The organism is Pseudomonas sp. RL_5y_Pfl2_69 (assembly GCF_963970465.1).
Lineage (GTDB): Bacteria > Pseudomonadota > Gammaproteobacteria > Pseudomonadales > Pseudomonadaceae > Aquipseudomonas.
This window is the reverse complement of sequence record NZ_CAXAOU010000015.1, coordinates 1-25,055: the sequence shown is the minus strand read 5'-3', so window position 1 is coordinate 25,055 and position 25,055 is coordinate 1. Positions and strand designations below refer to the sequence as shown.

General features: G+C 58.8%; 23 protein-coding genes and 1 pseudogene. 9 read left to right on the top strand and 15 right to left on the bottom strand.

The genetic code is table 11. The annotated features are described in order from the left end of the window. Positions 1-5: 5 nt before the first annotated feature. The 8 genes from AACY07_RS21505 to AACY07_RS21470 all read right to left on the bottom strand — a co-directional run bounded on the left by AACY07_RS21505 (position 6) and on the right by AACY07_RS21470 (position 8,433). Positions 6-1,640 (bottom strand): BatD family protein, encoded by a 1,635-nt coding sequence (locus tag AACY07_RS21505; protein WP_095023505.1) that lies wholly within the window; start codon positions 1,638-1,640, stop codon positions 6-8. After that, positions 1,637-3,370: a VWA domain-containing protein gene (locus AACY07_RS21500; RefSeq protein WP_339477406.1), complete on the bottom strand. Its 1,734-nt coding sequence runs from the start codon at positions 3,368-3,370 to the stop codon at positions 1,637-1,639. Before AACY07_RS21500 ends, AACY07_RS21505 begins: the two co-directional genes overlap by 4 nt. After that, on the bottom strand, positions 3,367-4,443 hold the full coding sequence (locus tag AACY07_RS21495; RefSeq protein ID WP_339477404.1) for a vWA domain-containing protein: 1,077 nt from the start codon (positions 4,441-4,443) through the stop codon (positions 3,367-3,369). Before AACY07_RS21495 ends, AACY07_RS21500 begins: the two co-directional genes overlap by 4 nt. Next, the gene (locus tag AACY07_RS21490) at positions 4,436-4,930 is read right to left on the bottom strand and encodes a DUF4381 domain-containing protein (RefSeq protein WP_095023508.1); all 495 of its coding nucleotides are present in this window, start codon (positions 4,928-4,930) and stop codon (positions 4,436-4,438) included. The genes AACY07_RS21495 and AACY07_RS21490 overlap by 8 nt, the downstream gene beginning before the upstream one ends. Next, positions 4,927-5,871, bottom strand: coding sequence for a DUF58 domain-containing protein (locus AACY07_RS21485; protein ID WP_095023509.1), 945 nt, complete (start codon positions 5,869-5,871; stop codon positions 4,927-4,929). The genes AACY07_RS21490 and AACY07_RS21485 overlap by 4 nt, the downstream gene beginning before the upstream one ends. Positions 5,872-5,874: 3 nt before the next feature. Further along, positions 5,875-6,834, bottom strand: a complete 960-nt coding sequence (locus AACY07_RS21480) for an AAA family ATPase (protein ID WP_016780594.1) — start codon at positions 6,832-6,834, stop codon at positions 5,875-5,877. A gap of 366 nt (positions 6,835-7,200) precedes the next feature. Then, positions 7,201-7,947 (bottom strand): amidohydrolase family protein, encoded by a 747-nt coding sequence (locus AACY07_RS21475; RefSeq protein WP_339477400.1) that lies wholly within the window; start codon positions 7,945-7,947, stop codon positions 7,201-7,203. Between the two features lie 129 nt (positions 7,948-8,076). Continuing rightward, positions 8,077-8,433 (bottom strand): hypothetical protein, encoded by a 357-nt coding sequence (locus AACY07_RS21470; protein WP_133078378.1) that lies wholly within the window; start codon positions 8,431-8,433, stop codon positions 8,077-8,079. A gap of 494 nt (positions 8,434-8,927) precedes the next feature. Between AACY07_RS21470 and AACY07_RS21465 the strand changes: the two genes are divergently transcribed. Beyond that, positions 8,928-13,784, top strand: coding sequence for an NAD-glutamate dehydrogenase (locus AACY07_RS21465; RefSeq protein WP_339477396.1), 4,857 nt, complete (start codon positions 8,928-8,930; stop codon positions 13,782-13,784). A 76-nt stretch (positions 13,785-13,860) separates the two neighbouring features. Here the strand turns inward: AACY07_RS21465 and AACY07_RS21460 are convergent, their stop codons facing one another. Continuing rightward, positions 13,861-14,124: a DUF4404 family protein gene (locus AACY07_RS21460; protein WP_133078380.1), complete on the bottom strand. Its 264-nt coding sequence runs from the start codon at positions 14,122-14,124 to the stop codon at positions 13,861-13,863. A gap of 306 nt (positions 14,125-14,430) precedes the next feature. On the opposite strand from AACY07_RS21460, the gene AACY07_RS21455 reads away from it, so the two are divergent. From AACY07_RS21455 to rssC, 3 genes are all read left to right on the top strand, one after another. Then, positions 14,431-15,120, top strand: a complete 690-nt coding sequence (locus tag AACY07_RS21455) for an MlaA family lipoprotein (protein ID WP_219261427.1) — start codon at positions 14,431-14,433, stop codon at positions 15,118-15,120. Between the two features lie 341 nt (positions 15,121-15,461). After that, a complete protein-coding gene (gene rssB / locus AACY07_RS21450; RefSeq protein ID WP_019821883.1) occupies positions 15,462-16,646 on the top strand; it encodes a two-component system response regulator RssB in 1,185 nt (394 codons plus the stop codon). Beyond that, entirely contained in the window at positions 16,643-17,125 is a 483-nt protein-coding gene (gene rssC, locus AACY07_RS21445) for an anti-sigma factor antagonist RssC (protein ID WP_133078382.1), read from the top strand. The genes rssB and rssC overlap by 4 nt, the downstream gene beginning before the upstream one ends. A gap of 68 nt (positions 17,126-17,193) precedes the next feature. On the opposite strand, the gene dusA is transcribed toward rssC, so the two are convergent. Further along, on the bottom strand, positions 17,194-18,204 hold the full coding sequence (gene dusA / locus AACY07_RS21440) for a tRNA dihydrouridine(20/20a) synthase DusA (RefSeq protein ID WP_339477389.1): 1,011 nt from the start codon (positions 18,202-18,204) through the stop codon (positions 17,194-17,196). A gap of 100 nt (positions 18,205-18,304) precedes the next feature. On the opposite strand from dusA, the gene AACY07_RS21435 reads away from it, so the two are divergent. Beyond that, positions 18,305-19,438, top strand: coding sequence for a tyrosine-type recombinase/integrase (locus AACY07_RS21435; protein WP_339477386.1), 1,134 nt, complete (start codon positions 18,305-18,307; stop codon positions 19,436-19,438). Here AACY07_RS21435 and AACY07_RS21430 read toward each other — a convergent pair. Both AACY07_RS21430 and AACY07_RS21425 read right to left on the bottom strand, forming a co-directional pair. Beyond that, positions 19,416-19,700, bottom strand: coding sequence for a pyocin activator PrtN family protein (locus tag AACY07_RS21430; RefSeq protein WP_339477383.1), 285 nt, complete (start codon positions 19,698-19,700; stop codon positions 19,416-19,418). The two genes, AACY07_RS21435 and AACY07_RS21430, sit on opposite strands and share 23 nt — an antisense overlap. A gap of 79 nt (positions 19,701-19,779) precedes the next feature. Then, the gene (locus tag AACY07_RS21425; protein WP_339477380.1) at positions 19,780-20,208 is read right to left on the bottom strand and encodes a hypothetical protein; all 429 of its coding nucleotides are present in this window, start codon (positions 20,206-20,208) and stop codon (positions 19,780-19,782) included. Between the two features lie 120 nt (positions 20,209-20,328). Between AACY07_RS21425 and AACY07_RS21420 the strand changes: the two genes are divergently transcribed. After that, entirely contained in the window at positions 20,329-20,766 is a 438-nt protein-coding gene (locus AACY07_RS21420) for a hypothetical protein (RefSeq protein WP_339477377.1), read from the top strand. A gap of 125 nt (positions 20,767-20,891) precedes the next feature. Next, a complete protein-coding gene (locus AACY07_RS21415; RefSeq protein WP_339477374.1) occupies positions 20,892-21,209 on the top strand; it encodes a hypothetical protein in 318 nt (105 codons plus the stop codon). A 238-nt stretch (positions 21,210-21,447) separates the two neighbouring features. On the opposite strand, the gene AACY07_RS21410 is transcribed toward AACY07_RS21415, so the two are convergent. The 3 genes and pseudogenes from AACY07_RS21410 to AACY07_RS21400 form a co-directional block, all read right to left on the bottom strand. Further along, a complete protein-coding gene (locus tag AACY07_RS21410) occupies positions 21,448-21,909 on the bottom strand; it encodes a hypothetical protein (RefSeq protein WP_339477371.1) in 462 nt (153 codons plus the stop codon). Beyond that, positions 21,906-22,148, bottom strand: a complete 243-nt coding sequence (locus AACY07_RS21405; protein WP_339477368.1) for a hypothetical protein — start codon at positions 22,146-22,148, stop codon at positions 21,906-21,908. The genes AACY07_RS21410 and AACY07_RS21405 overlap by 4 nt, the downstream gene beginning before the upstream one ends. Next, positions 22,145-23,671, bottom strand: a pseudogene (locus tag AACY07_RS21400) (Heme peroxidase); the annotation flags it as partial. The gene AACY07_RS21405 and the pseudogene AACY07_RS21400, both read right to left, overlap by 4 nt. A gap of 42 nt (positions 23,672-23,713) precedes the next feature. Here AACY07_RS21400 and AACY07_RS21395 point away from each other — a divergent pair. Together AACY07_RS21395 and AACY07_RS21390 are read left to right on the top strand one after the other, a co-directional pair. Further along, a complete protein-coding gene (locus tag AACY07_RS21395) occupies positions 23,714-24,184 on the top strand; it encodes a hypothetical protein (RefSeq protein ID WP_339477365.1) in 471 nt (156 codons plus the stop codon). Next, positions 24,181-24,777: a recombination protein NinG gene (locus AACY07_RS21390; protein WP_339477362.1), complete on the top strand. Its 597-nt coding sequence runs from the start codon at positions 24,181-24,183 to the stop codon at positions 24,775-24,777. Before AACY07_RS21395 ends, AACY07_RS21390 begins: the two co-directional genes overlap by 4 nt. Positions 24,778-25,055: the final 278 nt, after the last annotated feature.

The window sequence follows — 25,055 nt, the reverse complement described above, 5'->3', positions numbered from 1 at the left end:
GAAATTTATTTGGGGTAGAGCGGCGGCAGGCTGCTTGGCTCGCTGGCAGCGTCTTGCTCGCGCTCGGTAGCCGGAATGCTGCGAATGGCCTTCCACAGCTCTTCGCCTTGCCAGTACTGGCCGGTCTCGCTGTACAGCGCGCCATTGAGGCCATCGAGGGCATCGGACAGCAACACGAAACGCGCGGCCATGTCGGCCAGGGTTTCGGGTTGTTGCCGCGCCCAGGCATCGAGTGCCTGGCGTGTGGCGTGGGGGTCGTTGGCCAGGCAAGCGCGTTTAAGGTCGTCGAGCAGGGTGCGCGGGCTGGGCCCGGTTTGCGCTGCACGCAAGATTGCAGGCTGCCAGCGGGCACGCCACCACAAGCCCAGGCTCGCCAGGGTGGTGCAGGCCAGAAACAGGGTGCTGAGCTGCCAGATCCACAGCGACGATTCTTCGCTCATGGCTGCCACGGCACCGCTGACAGGCGTGTCCACGGCAAGGTTGGGGTTGGCTGCTGCCAGCAGGGTGCGGGCGGGCAGGTAGGTCCGCTCCAGATGGTCTTCGTGGGTGTTCCACCAGACCACTTCGACGGCGGGCAATTCGATCTGGCCAACCCGTGTCGGCACCAGCGCCTCGCGCTCTTCGCGGCTGCCGATCAGGCCGTTTTCGGTGACTTGATTGCTCAACTGCGGCAAGTCCGGGTAGCGCCGCAAGCCGTTGACGTCAGTGGCGGGCAGGGGCGGCAACTGGGCGCTGGACAGGCCTTCAGCCTTGAGGGTGAGGGTTCGGGTCAGGGAATCACCCACCAGCGTATGGTCAGGCTCGGGGTTCCAGGTTTCGCTCATGCTCAGGCTTCGGGCTGGCAACCACGGGGCATTGGGTGGATAGGTCTCGGGCTTGGGCAGGACGGTCAGCGGGATCTCGGTGGAGGTCACATGCAGCAGCTTTCCAGGCTTGGGCCCAAGGGGAGCGGGGGCCGTGGATTGCTGGCTGTCGACCTGGGTGGCACTGAAAGTTTGTGCCGGAATCAGCAGTTCGCCGCTGCGCTGGGGGTAGATCCCGTAGCGGCGCTCGATCACGCCGTGGCGCACGCCATTGATCAACTTTTCATAGGTGCGCGACTCGCCCAGTTGCTCGACGATGGCGTCGTCAATGTGCAACGGGGTCAGGCTGCTGTCGTCGTAGAGCGCAACGGAGTGGTAGACGCGCAAGGTCAGCAGGGCCTGGGCCTGCACGTAGACGCTGGGCTGGTCCAGACTGACTTCGATAAAGACCGGGGCCAGTTCGTTGTCGCTGGCCACGCTCTGGGTCACGGTCAGGTTGATCGGCTGGCTGTGGTATTCACCGACTTGCAGTGCCGGGATCGTCACGGTGCCGGTTTGTTTGGGTTGCAGGGTGATGATCCAGCGGGTAGTGGCTTTGTTGTCATCACTGAGACTGGTCAGTTGGTTGACCTGGCGCGTGCCGCGCACTTCAAACCCGTTGTCCAGTGGTGTCAGGTCGGGCTTGCCAAACTGGGTGACGTCGGTGGACTCCAGTGTCAGCTCGACGGTTTCACCGGAGCTGAGCTGGTCCCGGTCAACGCTGGCAACCAGGCCACCGGCATGGGCCGGCAGGGTCCAGCAACACAGCAAAAGAAGCAAAACGCAGAGGCGGTTCATTTAGGCGTGTCCTGATGTTGCTGCTGTTCGTACCAGAATTTGCGTCGCAACAATTCGCTGGGGTTGTCGGGAATCTGTCTGAGCCATTGTTCCAGCGCCTGGCGCTGTTCTTCGCCGGTCTGGTTGGCGGCCGGTACCGGCGGGCGCGTGGTCTGCTCGTCACCGGGCTGACCGTCGGCTTCGGCGCCGGGGTTGAGCGGCTCGTCCGGGGGCGCTTCGGTGGTGGGGGTGGCGGCCGAGTTGTTGTCCTCATTTTGCCCCGTGGTGCTGGACGCGCCCTGGGCACTGGTGCTCAGCGGGTTTTGCGATTCGGCTGGCGCAGGTGGCGGCTCGGGTGTCTGTTCGGCCTTTGCCTGGGCCTCAGCGCGCTGTTGCTCGAGTATTTGCTCGACGAGGGCTTTGTTTTGCGCGGCGGCCTGAAGCTCGGGTTGCAGCTCGAGTGCCTGTTCATAGGCATCGATGGCGGCTTCCAACTCGTCATTCATGGCCAGTGCATTGCCGCGATTATAGTGCGCGCTGGCGCTGTTGACCTCGGCAAAACGCAGGGCTGCACCGGCGTAGTCGCCCGCCTGGTACAGCGCCACGCCTTGCCAGAGCGGATCGCTGAAGTGCTCGAGTGCCTGCAATGGTTTTTTTTGCTGCAGCAGGCGTATGCCTTGTTGGTCGGGGCGCAACCAGAGGTCGGTAAAGCTCATGGCGTAGCCGGGCTGGGGTGCCAGCATGAACAGCAAGGGCAGGCAGAACAGCCAGCCACGCCGTCCGGCACAGGCCACCAACAACAGAAGCGGGAGCAGCAGCCAGTAACCCTGGTCAGACCAGGCGTCCAGATGCAGGGTCTGGCCGTCATCGCGCAGATGCGCTGGGCCGTCGAGCAGGCCCAGGCCGCGCAAGTCGTTGTCATCCAGGCGTGCCTGGCGATAGCGTCCGTCCACATCCAGGGCAAATGCCCGCAGGCTTGGGCTGTCCAGGCGCGGCAGGAGAATGGCGCCCTGATCGTCCTTGAGAAACTGCCCGCCTTCGTCGACCACGGGGGCGCCTTCGCGACTGCCCACGCCGAGTATCAGCAGTTGCGGGGCATGACCATTCAGGGCCCGGCGGATGCCGCTGCGTTCCTGGTCGCTGAGCGATGAGGTGATCAACAGCAGGCGACCTTCACCCAGCGCGCCCTGATCGAGCAGCTCAAGGGCCTTGGTGACTGCAAGATCGGCACGATGGCCCGGTTGCGGCATGATCGACGGCTTGAGGGCTTCAAGCAGGTTGCGGCTGGTGGCCAGGTCATCGGACAGCGGCACCAGCGTGTGGGCACTGCCGGCGTAGACGATCACGGCAGTTTGCGCATCGGTACGGTTTTGCAGCAGGTCATAGATCTTGCGTCGCGCCTGCTCCAGCCGGTTGGGCGAACTGTCGGTGGCGAGCATGCTGGGGGTCAGTTCCAGCATGACGACCAGCGGGTCGGCGGGCTTTTGCGTGGACTGCTCAACCCTTTGCCAGCTGGGCCCCAGCAACGCCAGTACAGCCAGCAGCCAGCCGAGCCCCAGGGCAATCCAGGGCAGCTTGCTGTTACGGCCATTACCGCCGCTGAGCAATACGCGATGAAACGCCACCGGCAGGATCATCTGCCAGCGGCCTGCGCGTTTTTCACGGTGCCAGCGTTTCCATAGCAGCCAGCCGAGCAGCGGCAGGACAAGCAGCCATTCGGGGCGAAACCAGTGGGGCCAGAGCGCGCTCATCGGCGCCTGCGCAGACGCAGGCGTTTGAGCCGTGCGCGCCAGTCAGGATGTTGCTGCAAAAAATGCTCCTTGCTCAGCCAGCGTTGTACAGGGTTGTTGGGCCACAGCTCGCGGATCACCAGCAGCACGCTCAGCAGCAGGGCTGCCGCCAATGGCCAGCTGTAGAGTGCCTGTGCCGGGCGTGCCTGGGTGGGTTGCTGGGCCACGGGTTCAAGTTGGTCGAGGGTGTCCTTGATGGCTGACAGTTCACCGCCGTCGCGGGCACGGAAGTATTGGCCGCCGGTGACTTTGGCGATCTCTTCAAGCGCCGGTTCATCAAGGTCCACTCCGGGGTTGATGGTGAACATGCCTTTGCTGCTGCTTTCTTCCGGGTCGGCGCCAATCCCGATGGGGTAGATTTTCACGCCTTCCTCGGCGGCAAGGCGGGCGGCGGTCAGTGGGTCGATCTGTCCGCCATTGTTGGCCCCGTCGGTGATCAGGATCAGCACCCGGCTTTGTGCAGGACGCTGGCGCAAGCGTTTGAGGGCCAGGCCAATGGCGTCACCGATGGCGGTGTTCTTGCCCGCGATGCCGATGCGCGCTTCGTCGAGCCAGGTGCGCACGGTGCGCCGGTCGAAGGTCAGGGGCGCTTGCAGGTAGGCCTGGCTGCCGAACAGGATCAGCCCCACGCGATCACCCTCACGTTTTTCCAGAAAGTCGCCGAGCAGGCTTTTGACCAGATCCAGACGGCTGACGTCTTCGCCTTGCCATTGCATATCCGGGTAGTCCATCGAGCCCGAGACATCCACCGCAACCAGCAGGTCGCGGCCACTGGCGGCAATGGGCAGCGGCTCACCCAGCCATTGCGGGCGGGCGGCGGCGGTCAACAGCAACAGCCAGAGCAGCACATAGGGGGTTTGCTGGCGCCACGAAGGCAGGGTGGTTCGCGCCTTGCGCCGGGCCAGTTCTTCGAGATCGCCCAGAAAGCTGATCTGCAGCGCAGCCTCACCGCTGTCGGCGGCCGGCAGTAACAGGCGCATCAGCCAGGGCAGGGGCAGCAGGGCGAAGAGCCACGGCCATGCAAATTCAAACATGTTTGCGAATCCAGGTTTCAACCGCTTGATTGAGTCCGGCGATGGCTTTGTCATCGAGCTTGCACTCGGGCTTGTAGGCGCCTTCAACCAGTACCATCCAGCGCGTCAACCCGGCAGCCGGGCAACGGTTGTCGAGGAACGCCAGCCACTTGCGACCATTGAGTGTGTGACTTTGGCTGTAGGGGTAGTGGTTGCGGCACAGGCGCTTGAGCAGGCCGTTGAGCTGTTGCAGCCAGGCACCGGCGGGCGCGCCGTCGTAAGGTTTTGGAAAACGCGCCAGTTCTTCAAGGGCGGCCAGGCGCACCGGGTCCAGGGGTTGCTCGGTACGGCCCGGCTGGCGTTTGGCGGGCAGGTAGCGGCGCAACCACCACAGTCCCCAGCCCAGCGCGGGCAGTATGATGAGCAGCAACCACCAGCCCGGCGCTGGCGGCCAGAAGCCAATCGCCGGGGGCGTGATCAGGGGTTGCAGCTGTTCGAGTTCTTTCATGAGGTTTTGCCGGGACGCTTGGCGTTCAGGTATTCGCGCAGTTGTTCGACCATTTCACTTTGGGTGCTCAGGGGCATGAGTAAAACCCGCAGCTTTTGCGCCAGCAGTTCCCAGCGGGCAATCCGGGCCTCGGCCTGTGCGCGGTAGGCCTGGCGCAAATCATAATTGAGGGTGTCGAGTTCCAGCTGGGCGCCACGCTCGGCAAAACGCAACAGCCCGGCAGCGGGAAGGGCGTGATCCAGCGGGTCGGACAGCGGCAGCAGGATCAGGTCGCAATGGCGTGATAACAGGCTCAATTGCTGCTCGGCAGCGTCGGTGAGGCCCCGCTCATCACAGATCACGATCACCAGGCTGCCGGGGCGCAGCACTTCACGGGCGCGGATCAGCGCCATGCCCAAGGCATCGCGGTCCGATTGCACGTCGGTGTGCAGTGACTGATTGACCCGCACCAGCCGGTTGAGCAATTGCAGCAGGCTTTGCTTGCTGCGCCGGGGTTTGATTTCGTAGTGCTCGTGGTCGCCAAACACCAGCCCGCCGACGCGGTCGTTGTGACCCAGTGCGGCCCAGCCGATCAGGCTGGCAGCCTGGGCTGCGAGCACCGACTTGAACATCAGCCCCGAGCCGAAAAACAGCCGTCGGCTTTGCTCGGCCAGGATAAAGATCGGCCGCTCGCGTTCCTCATGGAACATTTTGGTGTGCGGTTCCTGGGTGCGAGCTGTCACGCGCCAGTCGATGGTGCGCACATCGTCCCCGGCCTGGTAGACCCGCACCTGATCGAAGTCGACCCCGCGTCCGCGCAATTTCGAGTGATGCAACCCCACCAGCGGGCTGCGCTGGCTGGGGGAGGAGAACAGTTGCACTTCGCGTACCCGATGGCGCATCTCGATCAGTTCGGCGAGCGTGACGCGGATACCGGGTTCGGCGGGCAGGGGGTTGTTCATCGGTCAGGCAACGGCAACGACGTCGAGGATGCGCTGTACCACGCGGTCCTGGTCGATACCGGCGGCCTCGGCTTCGAATGACAGGATGATGCGATGGCGCAGCACGTCAAACAGCACGGCCTGAATGTCTTCGGGGCTGACGAAGTCGCGTCCGGCCAGCCAGGCGTGGGCCCGAGCACAGCGATCCAGCGCGATCGAGCCACGGGGGCTGGCGCCGTAGGCAATCCATTCCGCCATTTCGGGGTCGAACTTGCCGGGGGTACGGGTCGCCATCACCAGTTGTACGAGGTATTCCTCCACCGCATCGGCCATGTACAGGCCGAGGATTTCCTTGCGCGCAGCAAAAATGGCCTGCTGGCTGACCCGGCGCTCGGGCTTGGTTTCACCGTTGAGGGCTTCGCCACGGGCCTGTTGCAGGATGCGGCGTTCGACGGCAGCGTCCGGAAAGCCGATTTTGACGTGCATCAGGAAGCGGTCGAGCTGGGCTTCGGGCAGCGGGTAGGTGCCTTCCTGCTCGATGGGGTTTTGCGTGGCCATGACCAGAAACAGCGGCGACAACTCGTAGGTGCTGCGCCCGACGCTGACCTGGCGCTCGGCCATGGCTTCAAGCAAGGCCGACTGCACCTTGGCCGGCGCCCGGTTGATTTCATCCGCCAGCACCAGGTTGTGAAAAATCGGCCCTTGTTGAAACACGAAGCTGCCGGTTTCGGGGCGATAGATCTCGGTGCCGGTGATATCGGCTGGCAGCAGGTCGGGGGTGAACTGGATACGATGGAACTGCGCTTCAATGCCCTCGGCCAGTTCTTTGATGGCCTTGGTCTTGGCCAGACCCGGTGCACCTTCGACGAGCATGTGGCCGTCTGCGAGCAACGCGATCAGCAGGCGATCGATCAACTTTTCCTGACCGAGGATCTGCGTTGAGAGAAAGGTTCGCAGCGCAAGCAGCGCTTCACGATGTTCCATCGATGACTGTTCCTGAAAAGGACACCGGCGGCGCAAGAATTACACCGGGGCTGGGGGCGTTACTTTAATCCATTGAGGGCGCTGCGGACTAATGGCGGTGGGGCTTTTTGTAGGAAAATTCGGAAAAGTACGATGTTGTTGAGAATGGTGCGCATCTGGGTGGGTGGATGGAAGATAAAACGGGGTGCGCGCGGTTTTCCTGATGAGCCATGGTGGCCGGTTTACGACTGCTTCGTCGCAGTGGCGCACCAAACCTGACGCAGCCTCGTTCTACTCGTCAGCGACTACGGTGCGGGGTAGGCGACGAATCTGTAGTCGCTGACGAGCTCCGCGAGGCTGCGATCGATCGCGAAGCGGTCGCAACGGCTACAGCCCATAAAATGCCCGGGCGTTGTGCCACAGGGCTCGCCGGGCGCCGTCTTCGCCCAGTGCGTCGATCAGCAAGGCAATGTCGCTGTCTGCAAACGCCCGAGGTGCCCGGGTTGAGGGCAGGTCGGTGCCAAACATCAGGGCGTTGGGGTTGGCACTGAGTATCTGTTGCAGTACGGGTGGGACATCAAAATCAACCCGGCCAAATCCGCAGGCCTTGATGCGTACACCCTGCTCGGCAAGGCGAAGCAGGCAGGGCAGCCCTTCGCGGCTCAATCCCAGATGATCGATGCTCAGTGCTGGCAATCGGCGCAGCCGGGCTTCAATGTCGGACAACTCGCGAGAATCGATATACAGCTCCGAGTGCCAGCCGACTTGCTCATGTACCCGCCTGGCCAGGAATTCGAGCTGGTCGAGCTGCTCTGATCCGCCGCGCTTGAGGTTGAAGCGCAGGGCGCGCACGCCGTGCTGGTGCAAGGTGTGCAGTTGCTCGTCAGTGACGCTGGCTGCAAGCTGGGTGACGCCCACAAAGCCTGGGCCTAAACGTTTTAACGCAGCGATCAGGTAAGTCTGATCAAACCCCTGAAAGGATCCCGAAACCACTGCCCCGCCGACGATGCCCAGCGGTTCTGTCCGTGACAGGTAGTCATCGACACTGAAGAAATCAGGCAGGTAGCCGTTGTTGGGCACTAACGGGTAAGCGCCGTCGATGATGTGGCAGTGGGCGTCGAAGATCGGGGGCATCCGGTTGATACCTTTGCGTCTGAAGTGGAGGGGAAGCCGTGGGAGCCGGGCTTGCCCGCGATTGCATCACTGTGGTTCAGCAGAAGAACCGTGGCGCCTGCATCGCGAGCAAGCCTGTTCCCACAGGGGTTAGCCCAGTTCGCTGACGTAGGTGCCGGTGCCCTTGAGGATGTTCTGCAAGGTTTCTTCGACTTCTGCCAGGTCTGCGGCTGCCGTGTTGTGGCGGATTTCCAGGTGGTCGTCGCCCTTGAGCACGTCTGTATCGCCCGCGCCGATTTCGATCAGCAGGCGGGTAGGGCTCAAGGTGACCTTGATGCCGTCCAGTGTCGAAGGCTCGTCTTCAAGGGTGATTTCCAGCTCGTCTTCGTCGGGGTAGCGGGTCATCAGGAACATTTCGCCGCTGTCAGTGTGGCAACACAGCATGGCCATGTTGTCTTCTTCGTCGTCGCACGGGTTGGCAAGCAGGTGGTCGGTGGTCATTTGCATGGGGGGTTCCTGGCGCTCTGGGCGCGGGCAAGTCGAACAGGGGCGGATTTTGCCAGTCTCAACCGATTTGTGCATGCGGGAATGGCGCAACAGGGCAAATGGTCAGTTATTTCTGAGACTGACTAGAGAAAGTACGGTGCTTCTATGAAGGTTTTTCGCTTGTGAATGCTAGGGTTATTCCCTGACAGCACGTGAGGTTGCGTCCCGATGACCGAATATGTCGCCGCACCGTAAGCAGGTTGTGCGGCTCAATCGTTAAGCTGCGCGGTGATAGTTATCTCTAAAGGCACAGCCTGTTTATCCGGCAGTCGTTTTTGTAGATACCCATCCTGGAACGTGAATGTGACCCGTGGGTCACGGCCAGCTTCACCTCCCTGTCATGCTGTGCGTTGAAGGTAACTGCCAAGATAGGCCTTGCACAGTATTGACAGCTCCCCACGCGGGAACAGCATGCGACGCTTCTCTCAATAACAAGCCCAAGCGGAGTACCACAGATGGCGTTCTTCACCGCAGCCAGCAAAGCCGACTTCCAGCATCAACTGCAAGCAGCACTGGCGCAGCACATCAGTGAACAGGCACTGCCACAAGTGGCGCTGTTCGCTGAGCAATTCTTCGGCATCATTTCTCTGGATGAACTCACCCAACGTCGGATGTCCGACCTGGCCGGCTGCACACTGTCGGCCTGGCGTCTGCTGGAGCGCTTCGACCCTGCGCAGCCGCAAGTGCGCGTCTTCAACCCCGATTACGAACGCCACGGCTGGCAGTCGACGCACACTGCCGTCGAGGTGCTGCATCACGACTTGCCGTTCCTGGTGGACTCGGTGCGTACCGAGCTGAACCGTCGCGGTTACAGCATCCATACCCTGCAAACCACGGTGTTGAGCGTTCGCCGCGGCAGCAAGGGCGAGTTGCTGGAAATCCTGCCCAAGGGCACTTCAGGGGAAGGCGTCTCGCAAGAGTCGCTGATGTACCTGGAAATCGATCGCTGCGCCCACGTAGCCGAATTGAATGTACTGAGCAAGGAACTGGAGCAGGTTCTGGGTGAAGTGCGCGTGGCGGTAGCTGACTTTGAGCCGATGAAGGCCAAGGTTCAGGAGTTGCTGGCCAGTGTCGATCACTGCCAGTACGCCGTCGATGCCGATGAGAAAGCCGAAGTCAAAAGCTTCCTGGAATGGCTGGTGGGTAACCACTTCACTTTCCTGGGCTACGAAGAATTTGTGGTACGTGACGAGGCGGATGGCGGGCATATTGAATACGACGCCGACTCCTTCCTCGGTCTGACCAAGCTGCTGCGCGCGGGCCTGACTGCCGAAGACCTGCGTATCGAAGATTACGCCGTCAGCTACCTGCGCATGCCGACCCTGCTGTCGTTTGCCAAGGCGGCACATCCTAGCCGCGTTCATCGCCCGGCTTACCCGGACTATGTGTCGATCCGCCAGATCGATGCCGACGGCAAGGTCATCAAGGAATGCCGCTTCATGGGCTTGTACACCTCCTCGGTGTACGGCGAAAGCGTGCGGGTGATCCCTTATATCCGTCGCAAGGTTGCAGAAATCGAACGTCGCTCGGGCTTCCAGCCCAAGGCTCACTTGGGCAAGGAACTGGCCCAGGTCGTTGAAGTGCTGCCCCGTGATGACTTGTTCCAGACGCCAGTGGATGAGTTGTTCACCACTGTGATGTCGATTGTGCAAATCCAGGAGCGCAACAAGATTCGCGTGTTCCTGCGCAAAGACCCGTATGGCCGTTTCTGCTATTGCCTGGCCTACGTGCCGCGTGATGTGTATTCCACCGAAGTGCGGCAGAAGATCCAGCAGGTGCTGATGGAGCGTCTGCAGGCCTCTGATTGCGAGTTCTGGACCTTCTTCTCTGAGTCGGTACTGGCCCGTGTGCAGCTGATTTTGCGGGTTGATCCAAAGAACCGGATCGATATCGACCCGCTGCTGCTGGAAAAAGAAGTGATCCAGGCCTGCCGCAGCTGGCAGGACGACTATGCAAGCCTGGTGGTTGAAAGCTTTGGCGAGGCCAACGGCACTAAGGTGCTGTCTGACTTCCCTAAAGGCTTCCCGGCAGGTTACCGCGAGCGCTTTGCCGCGCACTCGGCCGTGGTCGACATGCAGCACCTGATGAGCCTGAGCGAAAAAAACCCGCTGGTGATGAGTTTCTATCAGCCTCTGGGTCAGAGCGCCGGTCAGGAACTGCATTGCAAGCTGTACCACGCCGACACGCCGCTGGCGCTGTCCGATGTGCTGCCGATTCTGGAAAACCTTGGCCTGCGCGTCCTGGGTGAATTCCCGTATCGCCTGCGTCACGCCAATGGTCGTGAGTTCTGGATCCATGACTTCGCCTTTACCGCGGGTGAAGGCTTGAACCTGGATATCCAGCAGCTTAATGACACGCTGCAGGATGCGTTCGTGCATATCGTGCGCGGCGATGCCGAGAACGATGCGTTCAACCGTCTGGTACTGACTGCCGGCTTGCCGTGGCGTGATGTGGCGTTGCTGCGTGCTTACGCCCGTTATCTGAAGCAGATCCGCCTGGGCTTTGACCTGGGTTACATCGCCAGCACCCTGAACAACCACACCGACATCGCTCGCGAATTGACCCGGTTGTTCAAGACCCGCTTCTACCTGGCGCGCAAGCTCACGGCCGAAGACCTGGAAGACAAGCAACTGCGTCTGGAACAGGCCATTCTGACGGCCCTGGACGACGTTCAGGTGCTTAACGAAGACCGTATCCTGCGTCGTTATCTGGATCTGATCAAAGCCACGCTGCGTACCAACTTCTACCAGCCGGATGCCAACGGTCACAACCGTTCGTACTTCAGCTTCAAGTTCAACCCGCACCTGATCCCCGAGCTGCCAAAGCCGGTGCCGAAGTTTGAAATCTTCGTTTACTCGCCACGGGTTGAAGGCGTGCACCTGCGCTTCGGTAACGTGGCTCGCGGCGGTTTGCGCTGGTCGGACCGTGAAGAAGATTTCCGTACCGAAGTGCTGGGTCTGGTTAAAGCCCAGCAAGTGAAGAACTCGGTCATCGTGCCGGTGGGTGCCAAGGGCGGTTTCGTACCGCGTCGCTTGCCATTGGGCGGCGGTCGTGACGAGATCCAGGCCGAGGCGATTGCCTGCTACCGGATCTTTATTTCCGGCCTGCTGGACATCACTGACAACTTGAAGGACGGCGCGCTGGTGCCGCCTTTGAACGTGGTTCGCCACGACGACGATGACCCGTACCTGGTGGTCGCTGCCGACAAGGGCACGGCGACCTTCTCCGACATCGCCAACGGCATTGCCATCGATTACGGCTTCTGGCTGGGTGATGCGTTCGCGTCGGGCGGCTCGGCCGGTTATGACCATAAAAAGATGGGCATCACCGCCAAGGGCGCCTGGGTTGGCGTGCAGCGTCACTTTAAAGAGCGCGGGATCAACGTCCAGAAAGACAGCATCAGTGTGGTCGGTGTCGGCGACATGGCCGGTGACGTGTTCGGCAACGGCTTGTTGATGTCCGACAAACTGCAGCTGGTTGCGGCCTTTAACCACCTGCATATCTTCATCGATCCAAACCCGGAGCCTGCCAATAGCTTCGTTGAACGTCAGCGCCTGTTCGATCTGCCGCGTTCGGCCTGGTCGGATTACGACACCAGCATCATGTCGGCGGGCGGCGGTATTTTCTCCCGTAGCGCAAAAAGCATCGCTATCTCCCCTGAGATGAAAGAGCGTTTCGCAATCACTGCCGACAAGCTGACCCCGACCGAACTGCTGAACGCCTTGCTCAAGGCGCCTGTGGATCTGTTGTGGAACGGCGGTATCGGTACTTACGTCAAAGCCAGCAGCGAAAGCCACGCCGATGTCGGCGACAAGGCCAACGATGCGTTGCGCGTCAATGGCAACGAATTGCGCTGCAAGGTAGTGGGTGAGGGTGGCAACCTGGGCATGACTCAACTGGGTCGTGTCGAGTTCAACCTCAATGGCGGTGGTTCCAACACCGACTTTATCGACAACGCCGGTGGCGTTGACTGCTCTGACCACGAAGTGAATATCAAGATCCTGCTCAACGAAGTTGTGCAGGCGGGTGATATGACCGAGAAGCAGCGCAATCAGTTGCTGGGCAGCATGACTGACGAAGTGGGCGGTCTGGTGCTGGGCAACAACTATAAGCAGACCCAGGCCATTTCGTTGGCGGCCCGTCGTGCTTATGAGCGAATTGCTGAATACAAGCGCCTGATGAACGATCTGGAAGCCCGTGGCAAGCTGGATCGCGCCATTGAGTTCCTGCCATCAGAAGAGCAGCTCAACGAGCGCGTTGCGGCAGGTCATGGCCTGACCCGTGCCGAGCTGTCGGTGCTGATCTCGTACAGCAAGATCGACCTCAAGGAAGCCTTGCTCAACTCTCAGGTGCCCGATGATGACTATCTGACCCGGGACATGGAAACCGCGTTCCCGCCGATGCTGGTCAGCAAGTTTGCCGAAGCCATGCGTCGTCACCGTCTCAAGCGTGAAATCGTCAGCACCCAGATCGCCAACGATCTGGTCAACCACATGGGCATCACCTTTGTGGAGCGCTTGAAAGAGTCGACCGGCATGAGTGCGGCCAACGTGGCCGGTGCTTACGTGATCGTGCGGGATATTTTCCACCTCCCGCACTGGTTCCGTCAGATCGAAGCGCTGGACTATCAGGTACCGGCTGAAATCCAGCTGGCGCTGATGGATGAGCTGATGCGACTGGGCCGCCGTGCTACGCGCTGGTTCCTGCGCAGCCGTCGTAACGAGCTGGACGCGGCGCGCGATGTGGCGCACTTCGGGCCGCATCTGGCAGCGTTGGGGCTCAAGCTCGACGAACTGCTGGAAGGTCCTACCCGCGAAGGCTGGCAGACCCGCTATCAGGCTTACGTAGCGGCGGGCGTGCCGGAATTGCTGGCGCGGATGGTGGCGGGTACTACGCACCTGTACACCTTGCTGCCGATTATCGAAGCCTCGGATGTGACCGGCCAGAACGCTGCGGATGTAGCCAAGGCGTATTTCGCCGTGGGCAGCGCACTGGACCTGACCTGGTACTTGCAGCAGATCAGCAACTTGCCGGTAGAAAACAACTGGCAGGCGCTGGCTCGCGAAGCGTTCCGCGACGATATCGACTGGCAGCAGCGTGCAATTACCGTGTCGGTGTTGCAGATGACCGATGCCGGTGAAAGTATCGAAGCACGTCTTGCCTTGTGGCTTGAGCAGAACAACTCGATGGTTGAGCGCTGGCGCTCGATGCTGGTCGATCTGCGTGCCGCCACTGGCAACGACTACGCGATGTACGCGGTTGCCAACCGCGAGCTGCTTGACCTGGCACTGAGCGGTCAATCAGTGGTCTGACTGGCTGAGTAGCAAAAAAAAGCCCCGACTCATGTTTAGTGAGTCGGGGCTTTGTTGTTTGTGGGGCGCCGGGTGATCAGATCCCGATGTTGCCCAGGGTTTGTACGATGTTGCGCAGCGTGACGGCCAGGGTAGGGTGTTCGACCTCGAAGCGTTCTACGGCGAGGTTGACGCTGTCGGCCAGGCTGGTGTCGTTGGTCGCTTTCTCGATGTCGATCTGAGCCTGGATTTGTGTTGAGAGCTGGACCAAGTGCTCACGCTCTTCTTGAGTGAGCGGCGGATTCTGTTCCAGTTGCTCGCGCAAGGTGTTGAGTTGTTCTTGCAGGTCGCGGGCAGGCATAGCATTCATCCTTTATTGATAGGCTCTGGTGTAGACCTTCGCAGTGAACAAAAGGTCTGTAAGGACCCTAGATTAATCCACTCGCGCCTGGAGTGCATGATCTCAATCACAATCCCTTGTGCGTGTTTTTTCGGGGTGGCCAGCCGGTGGTTTCAAAAGAATCCCGGGGCTGTGGAACGTCTATCATCTACTCAAGTCTGTTTAGGGTATTGCTTGGGGGCTGCCTAAAAGACATTTGCCGTTATACTGATGATCTGACTCAGGGCATAGCGCCCAAGTATCAAGTAACTTCAGGGAGTTTTTGCTATGCGCTGGACTGATCGTCTTGCTCAGCTATTTGTTTGTGCCGGTGTGGCCATGTTGCCATTGGCTGCCAATGCCGCCACTGAAGATGACCCGTGGGAAGGGTTTAACCGTGTCGTGTTCAAATTCAACGACACGATTGATACCTATGCCTTGAAGCCACTTGCCCAGGGCTATCAATACATCACTCCTCAGTTCCTGGAGGATGGCATCCACAACATGTACCGCAACATCGGTGACATCCGCAACCTGGCCAACGATGTCCTGCAGGCCAAGCCCCATGCTGCCGGTGTAGACACCGCCCGTCTGTTGCTCAACACCACGCTGGGTGTGGCCGGCTTCTTTGATCTGGGCACCAAGATGGGCCTGCATCGCAACAGCGAAGACTTTGGCCAGACCCTCGGGCGTTGGGGCGTTGAAAGCGGCCCTTACCTGGTGCTGCCGCTTCTGGGCCCTAGCACCGTGCGTGATGCGGTAGGTATTTACCCGGATTCCTTCACCGAACCGTACCGCTACATCAGTGATGTGCCGGCCCGTAACATGACCATCGGCATGGACTTGATTGATACCCGCGCCAGCTTGTTGTCAGCCGAAAAACTGATCACGGGCGACAAGTACATCTTTATCCGCAATGCGTACCTGCAAAATCGTGAATTCAAAGTCAAGGACGGACAGGTAGTCGACGACTTTTAATTCGTGAGAACACAGTGAAAAAAACGGCCCGAGTGGCCGTTTTTTTTATCGTGGCAGATGAGAAAGAATCCTCTTTGGAGCCTTTCGGACCATGGTTTTAGTTGCCGTTAACGTGGTTCTTATAACCCGTGGGAATTTAACGTGACGAACACCTCAAACCACCATCGGCCTGAGCTTGAAACCCCCCGCGGATGGGAGTACCGTCTGCGCCTTACACGGGCACCTTTGTAGGATCGAGCAACACAGTCGATTTGAATCAGGGATGTTCACAAGCCAATTCAGTCGTGAGTCCGACGTATTCGAGCTCTCGCGGCAACCTAATTCTGGCGCCGTTTGCCCACATGCAAAAAACCAGTGCCACGCTGCTGATCATTGATGACGACGAAGTAGTACGCGCCAGTCTGGCGGCCTACTTGGAAGACAGCGGCTTCAGCGTCCTTCAGGCCAGTAATGGCTTGCAAGGGCTACAGGTGTTCGAGCAAGAGCAGCCGGATTTAGTCATCTGTGACCTGCGCATGCCGCAAATGAGTGGTCTGGAGCTGATTCGCCAGGTCAGCCTGCGGTCTGTGCAGACGCCAGTGATCGTTATCTCCGGTGCGGGCGTAATGAGCGATGTGGTCGAGGCGTTGCGCCTTGGCGCTGCCGACTACCTGATCAAGCCGCTTGAAGACCTTGCCGTTCTGGAGCACTCGGTCCACCGTGCGCTCGATCGTGCACGGCTGCAGCTCGAAAACAAGCGCTATCGGGACAAGCTTGAGTCTGCCAACCGGGAGCTTGAGGCCAGCCTGCACTTGCTGCAGGAAGACCAGAACGCCGGCCGTCAGGTGCAGATGAACATGCTGCCGGTCAGCCCCTGGTCCATTGACGATTTCAACTTCGCTCACCAGATCATTCCGTCCCTGTACCTGTCTGGCGATTTTGTTGACTACTTCCGGGTCGACGAGCGCCGGGTCGCGTTCTACCTGGCTGATGTTTCCGGTCACGGTGCGTCGTCAGCGTTCGTGACGGTGCTGCTCAAGTTCATGACCACGCGCTTGCTGTTTGAGTCCAAGCGCAATGGCACCTTGCCGGAGTTCAAGCCTTCCGAGGTGCTTGGGCACATCAACCGCGGCCTGATCAACTGCAAGCTGGGCAAGCATGTGACCATGGTGGGTGGCGTGATTGACGAAGAAACCGGTTTGCTGACCTACAGCATTGGTGGGCACTTGCCACTGCCGGTGCTCTACACTCCAGACAGTGTGAGTTATCTTGAAGGACGAGGGTTGCCCGTTGGCCTGTTCAACGAAGCCACGTATGAAGACCAGGTTCTGAAATTGCCTGAATCCTTCAGCCTGACGCTGATGTCTGACGGAATTTTGGATCTTTTGACTGAGCCGACGCTCAAAGAGAAAGAAGCTGCGTTACCTCAATTGGTGAAAGCAGCAGGCGGCAGCCTGGATGGTCTGCGCCAGGTGTTTGGATTAGCTACGCTAGGGGAGATGCCGGATGATATCGCCTTGTTGGTGTTGAGCAGGAATCTTAAATGAGTACCGGTAGAATTCAGTTCGCCGAACAGGATGGCACCTTCGTCCTGAAGTTTGTGGGTGAAGTGCGTCTGACGTTGTGTTCGGCCCTGGATGCAACAATCGAGAGGATTTTCACGGCGCTGAACTTCAACGCCATCGTGATTGACCTCACCGAGACCCGCAGTATCGACAGCACCACACTGGGTTTGCTGGCGAAGCTGTCGATCTTGTCGCGCCAAAAAATAGGCTTGCTGCCGACGGTCGTGACCACCCACGAAGACATCACCCGACTGCTGGAGTCGATGGGCTTTGATCAGGTGTTCAACATCATTGGCCAGCCGATTCCGTGCCCGGGGTGCCTGACAGACTTGCCTTCACAGGATCAGTCCGAAGAAGTGGTCCGCGTGAAAGTGCTTGAGGCACACAAAATTCTAATGGGCCTCAACGACTCCAACCGTGAAGCGTTCCATGACCTGGTGAATGCACTCGAGCGACACTGATCGCAAGTTGCGCACATAAAGAAGGGGCCGTCCTGTGCAGGAACGGCCCCTTTTTTATTGCTCGCGATTCAGCGGCCTTCCAGCAGCTCCCCGGCCTGATCCAGCAACGCCAGAGGGTCCTTGGCCTTGTGGATGTCCACGGACAGCAACTGACGGAAGCGACGAGCGCCCGGGAACCCCTGGCCCAGCCCCAGAATATGGCGCGTGATGTGATGCATCGACCCGCCAGCGGCGATATGTGCAGCGATATAGGGCCGTAGCAGCGCCAGGGCTTGCGCCCGTGAAATAACAGGGGCAGTGCTGCCGAACAGCTGTTGATCGACAGCCGCCAGAATATACGGATTGTGATACGCCTCACGGCCGAGCATCACGCCATCAAACACCTGCAAATGTTCCTGGCATTGCTCGAGCGTCTTGATCCCGCCATTGAGAATGATCTCCAGCTCCGGGAAATCTGTTTTCAACTGTGCGGCAACGTCATAACGCAGAGGGGGGATGTCGCGGTTCTCTTTCGGCGACAGTCCTTCGAGAATGGCAATGCGCGCGTGCACGGTGAAGCTTGTGCAGCCGGCATCACGAACAGTGCCGACAAAATCGCACAGTTGCTCGTAGCTATCGCGCCCGTTGATGCCAATCCTGTGCTTGACCGTAACGGGGATGGACACTGCATCACGCATAGCCTTTACGCAGTCAGCCACCAGTGCAGGGTGCGCCATCAGGCAGGCGCCAATCATATTGTTCTGAACCCGATCGCTCGGGCAGCCAACATTGAGATTCACCTCGTCATAACCTGCGTCCTGAGCCATGCGTGCGCAGGCGGCCAAGTCAGCCGGAACACTGCCGCCCAACTGCAAGGCCAGCGGATGCTCGGTTTCGTCATGACGCAAAAAGCGCTCGGCATCACCATTGAGCAGCGCACCCGTGGTGACCATCTCGGTGTACAGCAGCGCGTTTTTGGACAGCAGGCGCAGGAAAAATCGACAGTGGCGATCGGTCCAATCCATCATGGGCGCAACAGAAAACCTCCTAACTACCGGATTTGCTGCTGAGGCTAGGTTTTCTGCGGGTTTGGTGGGCATTCGGATAACTCTTGTTCACTACTGTTTACCGCTGTTTTTGCTTGTTTTTGAATGCTCGTTGCTACAATGTAGCAAATCCGAATATTCGTGTAGCAAAATCATGGGCACTATCACCGTTCGCAAGCGCAAGGATGGATCGACGGGTTACACCGCGCAGATCCGCATCATGCAAAAGGGTGTGACAGTTTATCAGGAAAGCCAGACGTTCGACCGCAAGGCGACCGCGCAGGCCTGGATCAAGCGTGTCGAAACTGAAATGGCAGTCCCTGGGGCAATCGAGAAGGCCAACCGATCAGGTGTTACGGTCAAGGAAATGATCGAACGCTACCTTTTAGAGTACGAAAAGCTCAGGCCGCTGGGTAAGACAAAGCGCGCCACGCTCAGAGCTATCAGCGAGACTTGGCTGGGTAAGCTCGAGGATAGGGAGATCACCAGCCAGAAACTGGTTGAGTACGCTGATGGACGAATGATGAATGACGGGATTCAGGCTCAGACTGTGGGTAATGACCTTGCCCACTTAGGAGCGGTGCTTTCAGTGGCGCGGCCAGCCTGGGGGTATGACATCGACCCGATGGCTATGCCGGATGCGCGTAAGGTTCTGCGCAAGATGGGTGCGGTGACTCGCAGCAAGGAGAGGAACCGTCGCCCAACACTGGAAGAGCTGGATAAGCTGTTTGAGTATTTCAGCGAAATGCGGGATAGGCGCAAGCAAGAAATCGACATGGTGCGCGTCACCGCGTTTGCCTTGTTCTCTACCCGCCGGCAGGAAGAGATCACTCGCATCAAATGGAATGCCCTGGACGAGGCCCGTCAAATGGTTCTGGTCACCGATATGAAAAACCCGGGCCAGAAGTATGGTAATGACGTTTGGTGCCTTGTGCCTGATGAGGCGTGGCGAATCATGCAGTCCATGCCGAAGGTTGCGGAAGATATCTTCCCCTACAACTCCCGTTCGATCTCTGCGTCCTTTACGCGTGCTTGCCACTTTCTTGAAATCGAAGATCTGCATTTTCACGATCTTCGACATGATGGAGTGAGTCGTTTATTTGAGATGGGTTGGGATATCCCGAAAGTTGCCTCTGTATCCGGCCACCGGGATTGGAATTCGATGCGTAGATATACGCATTTGAAGGGGGAGGGAGACCACTATAAAGACTGGCCTTGGCTGGAACGGATAATAGCGGGCCCCATTATTGAGGCCCGGAAGCGAATCAAGAAACGCGGCGAAGACTAGAGTTGCGCATCAGTTTGTCATGCTCGGTGCGCGCGCGATTGTGTTGAGCATCGAGATACGCCGCCAAGTCATTAAGGTGAACCCCTCGCGCGGATTTCTGGCTGCGTTCCATCGGTACCAGGGGAAGGTCGATTTGGCCAGACGCCACTTTCATTTTCATCTTCTCGGGCGTCAGGTGGCTGAAGTAATCAGCGCATACCCGTTCGAGTGGGATGATCGCTTGGCCACCGTACTGCGCCAAAAGCAGGAATTGTGTGTTCATGGTTATATCTCCATGCCGCTTCGATTGTCGGTAGTGGGTTGTTGAGTTTTTCAGGTATGGCGCTTGAAGTCAGTGCACTTCACGATGACTGTGCTGATGTCGCGCTGAATCGGCGGCATGGCTTTAAAGGGAAGGGTGCTGCAGTCGTGGCGAGCGTGCTGGCAAGCTCAGCACATACCCCCTTTGGGTTGGTCATGGCGTCCAACTCCCGGTGCGCCCAGCTAACACAGGGTCCGTCTTCGGTATCGAAAATCCTGATCAGGAACCACTCTAGAGCAGGTGCGACCGGGTTCCAGCCGAGGCAGTGACACTCACCGTCGTCATACGGGTGATGACCATCGATATCCGCCTCCATGTGCCACTGCTGTATCTCCAGATGCTGCTCTGCAATCCATGCCTTCAGTGCCGCATAATTTTCATCGAAATCCGGCATTTCGGGGTGAACCCACCACCCGTTCTTGTCGCGTTCGACGGAAACCGGCTGGATCAATACTGTTTCTTCAGGCATGACTTCGTCCTTGCCGCTGTAGCGGCTGGCTTTGAATTGAGGGCGGGCGAACTGGTAGAGCTGGTAATGCGCATGTATTTTGTTATGTTGGATCACTACTTCTATAAGGTATGTAAAGCCATGATTCAGAGCATGTTTTTGTTCCTCGGTGGTACTTTTTTAATGTCGATGTTAACGGCATGTAACCAGTCTCAGCCTGTTGGCGATGTAGCTGAACTCCAAGCATCCAAGGCAAGTTCATCTCAGAAAATTGAGTCGAACGGACTTGTTAGAGAGTTCGTTGCAAGAGGTAATGAGCCGTTCTGGACGATCAAAGCCAACGGAACGACATTGACTTGGATAACGCCTGAAAACTTACAGGGCAGCCAGCTTAAAGTTGACAAGGTTATTTCAGCAGATAACGTTAAATACGTCGGTGTAGACGGTGATAACGACTTTACCTTGCTCATCATCCAAGCGCCTTGCGTCGATACAATGTCAGGAGAGACCTTTGACTTCACATCCGTCTGGACTCATGGTCGCGAAAAGAATGTGGGCTGCGCTGCAAGTGGTAGATGAGCTGTAACCGCTACTCACAAAACCCAACCCGCTCTGCTTTTTGGCCTCGGCTAACGCAACGTCACGGGTCATTCCGAACACTGCAAATGTGCTCATGGATTATCTTCAGTCAGGCGCCGCCATCCATGACCGGTAGTGGCAATTTGGTTTCGGTTGGGGTATTACAGATGACCGGCATGGGGCCGGATCAAGGAGCTACAACAATGAGTCATGGTTTTGAAGGCGATGAAGGCAATGAGACTCTGGCGCGTGAGCTGAGCATTTCTGTCGATCAAGTTGAGCAGTACGTCACTCTTGAGGCCAACGAAAGCGATGATGGCCTGTTGTATGGCTATACCGTGAGATTTGAAGATTCCACTCCGCTGGATATACGACAGGCCGCTGGTGCTGGAGATGGCTTTACAGTCGATCTTGGTCCTAACGTCTTCGACGAAGAAGAGTAATCAGACCGGCTCAATTATCTTGTCCCCCGGGTCTTTCTGGATGGTGAGAATGCTTTTATTGCGGAGTTCTCTCGCCACCTTTTCTGTAGGTTCGAAAACGTGGCGCGGCGGATTTAGCAGCGTTTGGCACTTCGCAGAGCCCAGCGCATGCAGGTGATGAATCATCAATGTCATCGCCTGCCCTGCTCAGTAATTCCAGACCACGCCATCCGCGCGCTGACCAGTTTATTGATTCGCCTCATGCTGCGACCTTGTGCTGGCGCCAGGCGCCGACTGCTTCAAAGAGCCGTGCGGCATGATCTTCTTCGAGCGATATCGACTCCGGAATAGCAATCCACCCCGAGGCTACCATCTGGTTTTGATTGGCTGTTTCGCGCAGTTGCTTGTAGCAATGCTCGATCACGTCCTCAATATGGTCGGAGAGGTAGACACCGTCAGGCGCCACCTCAATGGATTTGCTGTAGCGGTCACCGCGAGCATCAATACAATGCACGCTGAGGTAGATCGTCCAGCAGTGGGCAATCCCGCACACCGCCTGGCCAATCCTCCCGGGCGCTATGTTCTTCAGCGATTTGTAATTGATCATGCCCTGGCGGCCGCTGGGGTCGATATTTACGACAGCGACGTGGTTGGAGGCCAGCAGCGAGCGGCACGACCGGGCAATGCGTGCCTGCAGGCTATGCGGCTTGCGCTTGCTCATAAAGCCTCCGCGATTTTGCGCAGCGCTTCACGCTCGGCTCGGGTGATGGGCGGCTTGCGGCGCTTGAGGATGGTTGTAGGGTCGATGAATTCCGAACGCTTTGCCGGGTCTGGATTGATCGCCGGGCTATCGCCGATGGTGAGCTTGCCGCCGGCGGCCAGGTGCCGACGGACCTGACTGGAAAGCTCCAGCGCCTTCTCGCGACGGAACTCGATATCTGATCTGAGGTTGCTGATCATGCTGCCGCCTTGGCCAGCGTCACCCCGGCCATGCTGAAGGTTGATCCCTGCGCCGCGACCATCGCGTCGAGCGTTTCCCAGTTGACCAGGAGGACGGTGATCGGCGCCTGACCATATGCCACGGCTTTCACCAAGGCCTCGAAGTCTGTCACGCTGGCCTGTAGCGCTGCCTGCTCGACCGCTTGGCTCGTTAATGGCTGTGAGGCCTGGGCGACGGGTGCTGCCATCTGGACCGGTGCCGCGCGGACAGGATCTGGTGTCGGCACTTTCTCCACGACCGGCTCTGGCTTGATGGCAGCTAGGCGCTGGGCTTCCTGCTCTTCGGTGATGCGCTTCGCGTCGGCTTTTGCCTGCTCGTCCTTCTGGTGTTCTGCAATCCGAAATTTGATCAGCGTCACCAGGTCATCATTGGCCTTGGTCACCAACTGTTGCACGTCGCTGAATAGGAAGGCGTAATCAACAGCGAGCTCCGCTAGGCTAGTCAGGTTCAAGCGAATGCCGTCGGCAGCCTGACTTGCATCGATCTTCGCCCGGGCCAGTTCTGTATCAACTGCATCCTGAAGGCTGGCGATGGTGCGCTTGTTCTTCATGGCGCCGGTGAAGTCGACGTGCACATGCGGCAGCGCCACCTTGCCTAAGGTTTTGTTGATCCCCGCTATATGTTCCGCTAGAGCGAGCTCGGCTTTGTGCTTGATGTTGGTCTTCACCAACAACTCTTGAGCCTTCACTAGCTTGTCGACCTTCAAGCGAGTCTCGCGGGCATGGGCGCTAATGCGATCCAGCGACGAAAAAAGCTCGTCGATGCTTTGAGTCTGCGACAGGGCCTGCTTCTTGGCAGCCGCGACAGCCTCTTCAACGTCACAGCACCACTTGACCGCTTTCTTGGCGTCGGAGAACTCCTGGTCGGTGGAGAGTGTGGTTTTCACCGAGTCGATGACAGCTAGAGCCGAATCTTCAAACACCTTCAGGTTGCTGGCGGTGACCATGCCGGTAAGCTCGATGCGCAGCGCTGGCAGCTCGTCCGGCGCCTTGCCGACCACGATTGAAGGCGCGCCGGCCATTTCGAAGTTGGCCAGGTCCGCCTCGAACTGTTTCCAGCCTTCGACCAACTGGGCCGCGCGCCCGCCGACTGGACGGTATTCCATGTGCACGAAGTTCTCCGCGGTGCCGTCCGAGCAAACAAAGATGACCCGCTCAGCGCCGCTGACCAGCAGTTGCTGCTCAAGCTGCCAGTAATAGTGCGGGGTCAGTTCGCCAGCCTTCACCTGGGCAACAACCGACTCATTCCAAAGCTTGTGCTCGAACAGTGTCTCGCCGAGCATCGTGGCGCCGTCCATGGAGGCGAGCAGGTTGCCTTCAGTGCCAACGATCGGATACAGCTCTTCGCCGATCAACGCTTCAGTCATTGGGCGCGCTAGGACTTCGGTAGCGTGGCCTTTGTCGAAGATGAACTGCTGAGACGGCGTGACGTCTGGCGTTATGCCAGTCTTCTTGGCCGCCAGCAGATCGGTACGGGTTTGAAACTACGAGGTATTCGCCGTGGCTGATCATTCGAAGGTGAAGCCGTGACCGACAAGATCAGTGTGAACTGCCAGGCCAAGCTTTCTGAGGCCATCACCTGCCTGACCACCATGTACCGGGAGAAGAAGTTCGTGGTTGTTTCCCTGCGCCCGGGCAAGGACCGCACGCTCGACCAGAATGCCCTGTGGTTCGCGATGTACAAGCGCGTCGCCGAGATGACCCAGATCGGCGATGCCGCCGACGCCCGCCGTTACTGCAAGCTGCACTTTGGTGTGCAGATCCTGCTGAACGAAGACGGGGGGTTTCAGGTTGAGTGGTACCGGGTTATGCGGCATCTTCCCTACGAAACGAAGCTGGCCATGATGGGGGCGTGCAAGCTCTTCGGGCCTGATGGCTTTCCAGTGACCAGTCTGTTCAATCGAGCCCAAGGTGTGGCCTACACCGATCGCATCGCCGGCTATTTCACCAGCCAAGGAGTGGTTTTCACTGATCTGCTTAGCAAGGAGGCTGCATGATCGCCAGACAGCCAAAACCCAAGAAATGCCGGGTCACAACCTGCGGGGCCTCATTCGTGCCTGCACGCTTGTGCCAGGCCGTATGCAGTCCTGCCTGCGCGATTCTGGATGCTCCGAAGAACCTGGAGCGGGCGCGCAAGTCGTTGGCTCAGGTCGAGCGCCGGGAGATCAAGGTTCGCAAGGAGAAGCTGAAGAGCAGGGCGGATCACCTGCGCGAGGCTCAAACCGCTGTAAACGAGTTTATCCGCCTGCGTGACGCCCACCTCCCGTGCATCAGCTGCGATTCCATACCCAACGATTACGACCTCTTCACCGGCAGCCGGTGGGATGCTGGCCACTACCGATCCGTGGGCGCCTGCCCAGAACTTCGCTTCGAGCCGCTGAACATCCACCGGCAGTGCGTGAAGTGCAACCGGAACCTTTCCGGTAACGCCGTGGAGTACCGCACGCGCCTGGTGTTGCGCATCGGTGCCGAGAAGCTGGCTTGGCTGGAAGGGCCGCACCCGGCGCGTAAGTACACCGTTGAAGAAATCAAGGCCATCAAGGCTGAGTACCGGGCTAAGACCAGAGAACTGAAGAGGGCGGCAGCATGATCAACCTGAACTCGGCTCGATTGTCGTGGCACGACGCGTTTTACACTCAATGGGATAGCCAAGGAGCTCATATCGAGCAAATCGGTCTGCTTGGATGCTCGGTGCAAAAGACCGAAAGGCTCGTGAGCAGTCGCCACGCCATGCATCAGTCTGAATCGCCCCGGGTTTCGTAGACATCTCTTTGCCTTAAACTGAGGCCAATTAGGAGGTGCCATGAGCAACCCGCGTTACCCCGAAGAATTCAAAATCCAAGCGGTCAATCAAGTGACCGAAAAGAA

Coding starts and splice junctions, on each gene's coding strand:
- AACY07_RS21495 (WP_339477404.1), bottom strand. CDS start 4,443: ATGTTTGAATTTGCATGGCCGTGGCTCTTCGCCCTGCTGCCCCTGCCC.
- rssB (WP_019821883.1), top strand. CDS start 15,462: ATGCAAAAAACCAGTGCCACGCTGCTGATCATTGATGACGACGAAGTA.
- AACY07_RS21435 (WP_339477386.1), top strand. CDS start 18,305: ATGGGCACTATCACCGTTCGCAAGCGCAAGGATGGATCGACGGGTTAC.
- AACY07_RS21410 (WP_339477371.1), bottom strand. CDS start 21,909: ATGAGCAAGCGCAAGCCGCATAGCCTGCAGGCACGCATTGCCCGGTCG.
- AACY07_RS21455 (WP_219261427.1), top strand. CDS start 14,431: ATGCGCTGGACTGATCGTCTTGCTCAGCTATTTGTTTGTGCCGGTGTG.
- AACY07_RS21415 (WP_339477374.1), top strand. CDS start 20,892: ATGACCGGTAGTGGCAATTTGGTTTCGGTTGGGGTATTACAGATGACC.
- AACY07_RS21505 (WP_095023505.1), bottom strand. CDS start 1,640: ATGAACCGCCTCTGCGTTTTGCTTCTTTTGCTGTGTTGCTGGACCCTG.
- AACY07_RS21470 (WP_133078378.1), bottom strand. CDS start 8,433: ATGCAAATGACCACCGACCACCTGCTTGCCAACCCGTGCGACGACGAA.
- AACY07_RS21420 (WP_339477377.1), top strand. CDS start 20,329: ATGATTCAGAGCATGTTTTTGTTCCTCGGTGGTACTTTTTTAATGTCG.
- AACY07_RS21485 (WP_095023509.1), bottom strand. CDS start 5,871: ATGAACAACCCCCTGCCCGCCGAACCCGGTATCCGCGTCACGCTCGCC.
- AACY07_RS21430 (WP_339477383.1), bottom strand. CDS start 19,700: ATGAACACACAATTCCTGCTTTTGGCGCAGTACGGTGGCCAAGCGATC.
- AACY07_RS21480 (WP_016780594.1), bottom strand. CDS start 6,834: ATGGAACATCGTGAAGCGCTGCTTGCGCTGCGAACCTTTCTCTCAACG.
- dusA (WP_339477389.1), bottom strand. CDS start 18,204: ATGCCCACCAAACCCGCAGAAAACCTAGCCTCAGCAGCAAATCCGGTA.
- AACY07_RS21490 (WP_095023508.1), bottom strand. CDS start 4,930: ATGAAAGAACTCGAACAGCTGCAACCCCTGATCACGCCCCCGGCGATT.
- AACY07_RS21405 (WP_339477368.1), bottom strand. CDS start 22,148: ATGATCAGCAACCTCAGATCAGATATCGAGTTCCGTCGCGAGAAGGCG.
- AACY07_RS21390 (WP_339477362.1), top strand. CDS start 24,181: ATGATCGCCAGACAGCCAAAACCCAAGAAATGCCGGGTCACAACCTGC.
- AACY07_RS21460 (WP_133078380.1), bottom strand. CDS start 14,124: ATGCCTGCCCGCGACCTGCAAGAACAACTCAACACCTTGCGCGAGCAA.
- AACY07_RS21475 (WP_339477400.1), bottom strand. CDS start 7,947: ATGCCCCCGATCTTCGACGCCCACTGCCACATCATCGACGGCGCTTAC.
- AACY07_RS21500 (WP_339477406.1), bottom strand. CDS start 3,370: ATGAGCGCGCTCTGGCCCCACTGGTTTCGCCCCGAATGGCTGCTTGTC.
- AACY07_RS21465 (WP_339477396.1), top strand. CDS start 8,928: ATGGCGTTCTTCACCGCAGCCAGCAAAGCCGACTTCCAGCATCAACTG.
- rssC (WP_133078382.1), top strand. CDS start 16,643: ATGAGTACCGGTAGAATTCAGTTCGCCGAACAGGATGGCACCTTCGTC.
- AACY07_RS21425 (WP_339477380.1), bottom strand. CDS start 20,208: ATGCCTGAAGAAACAGTATTGATCCAGCCGGTTTCCGTCGAACGCGAC.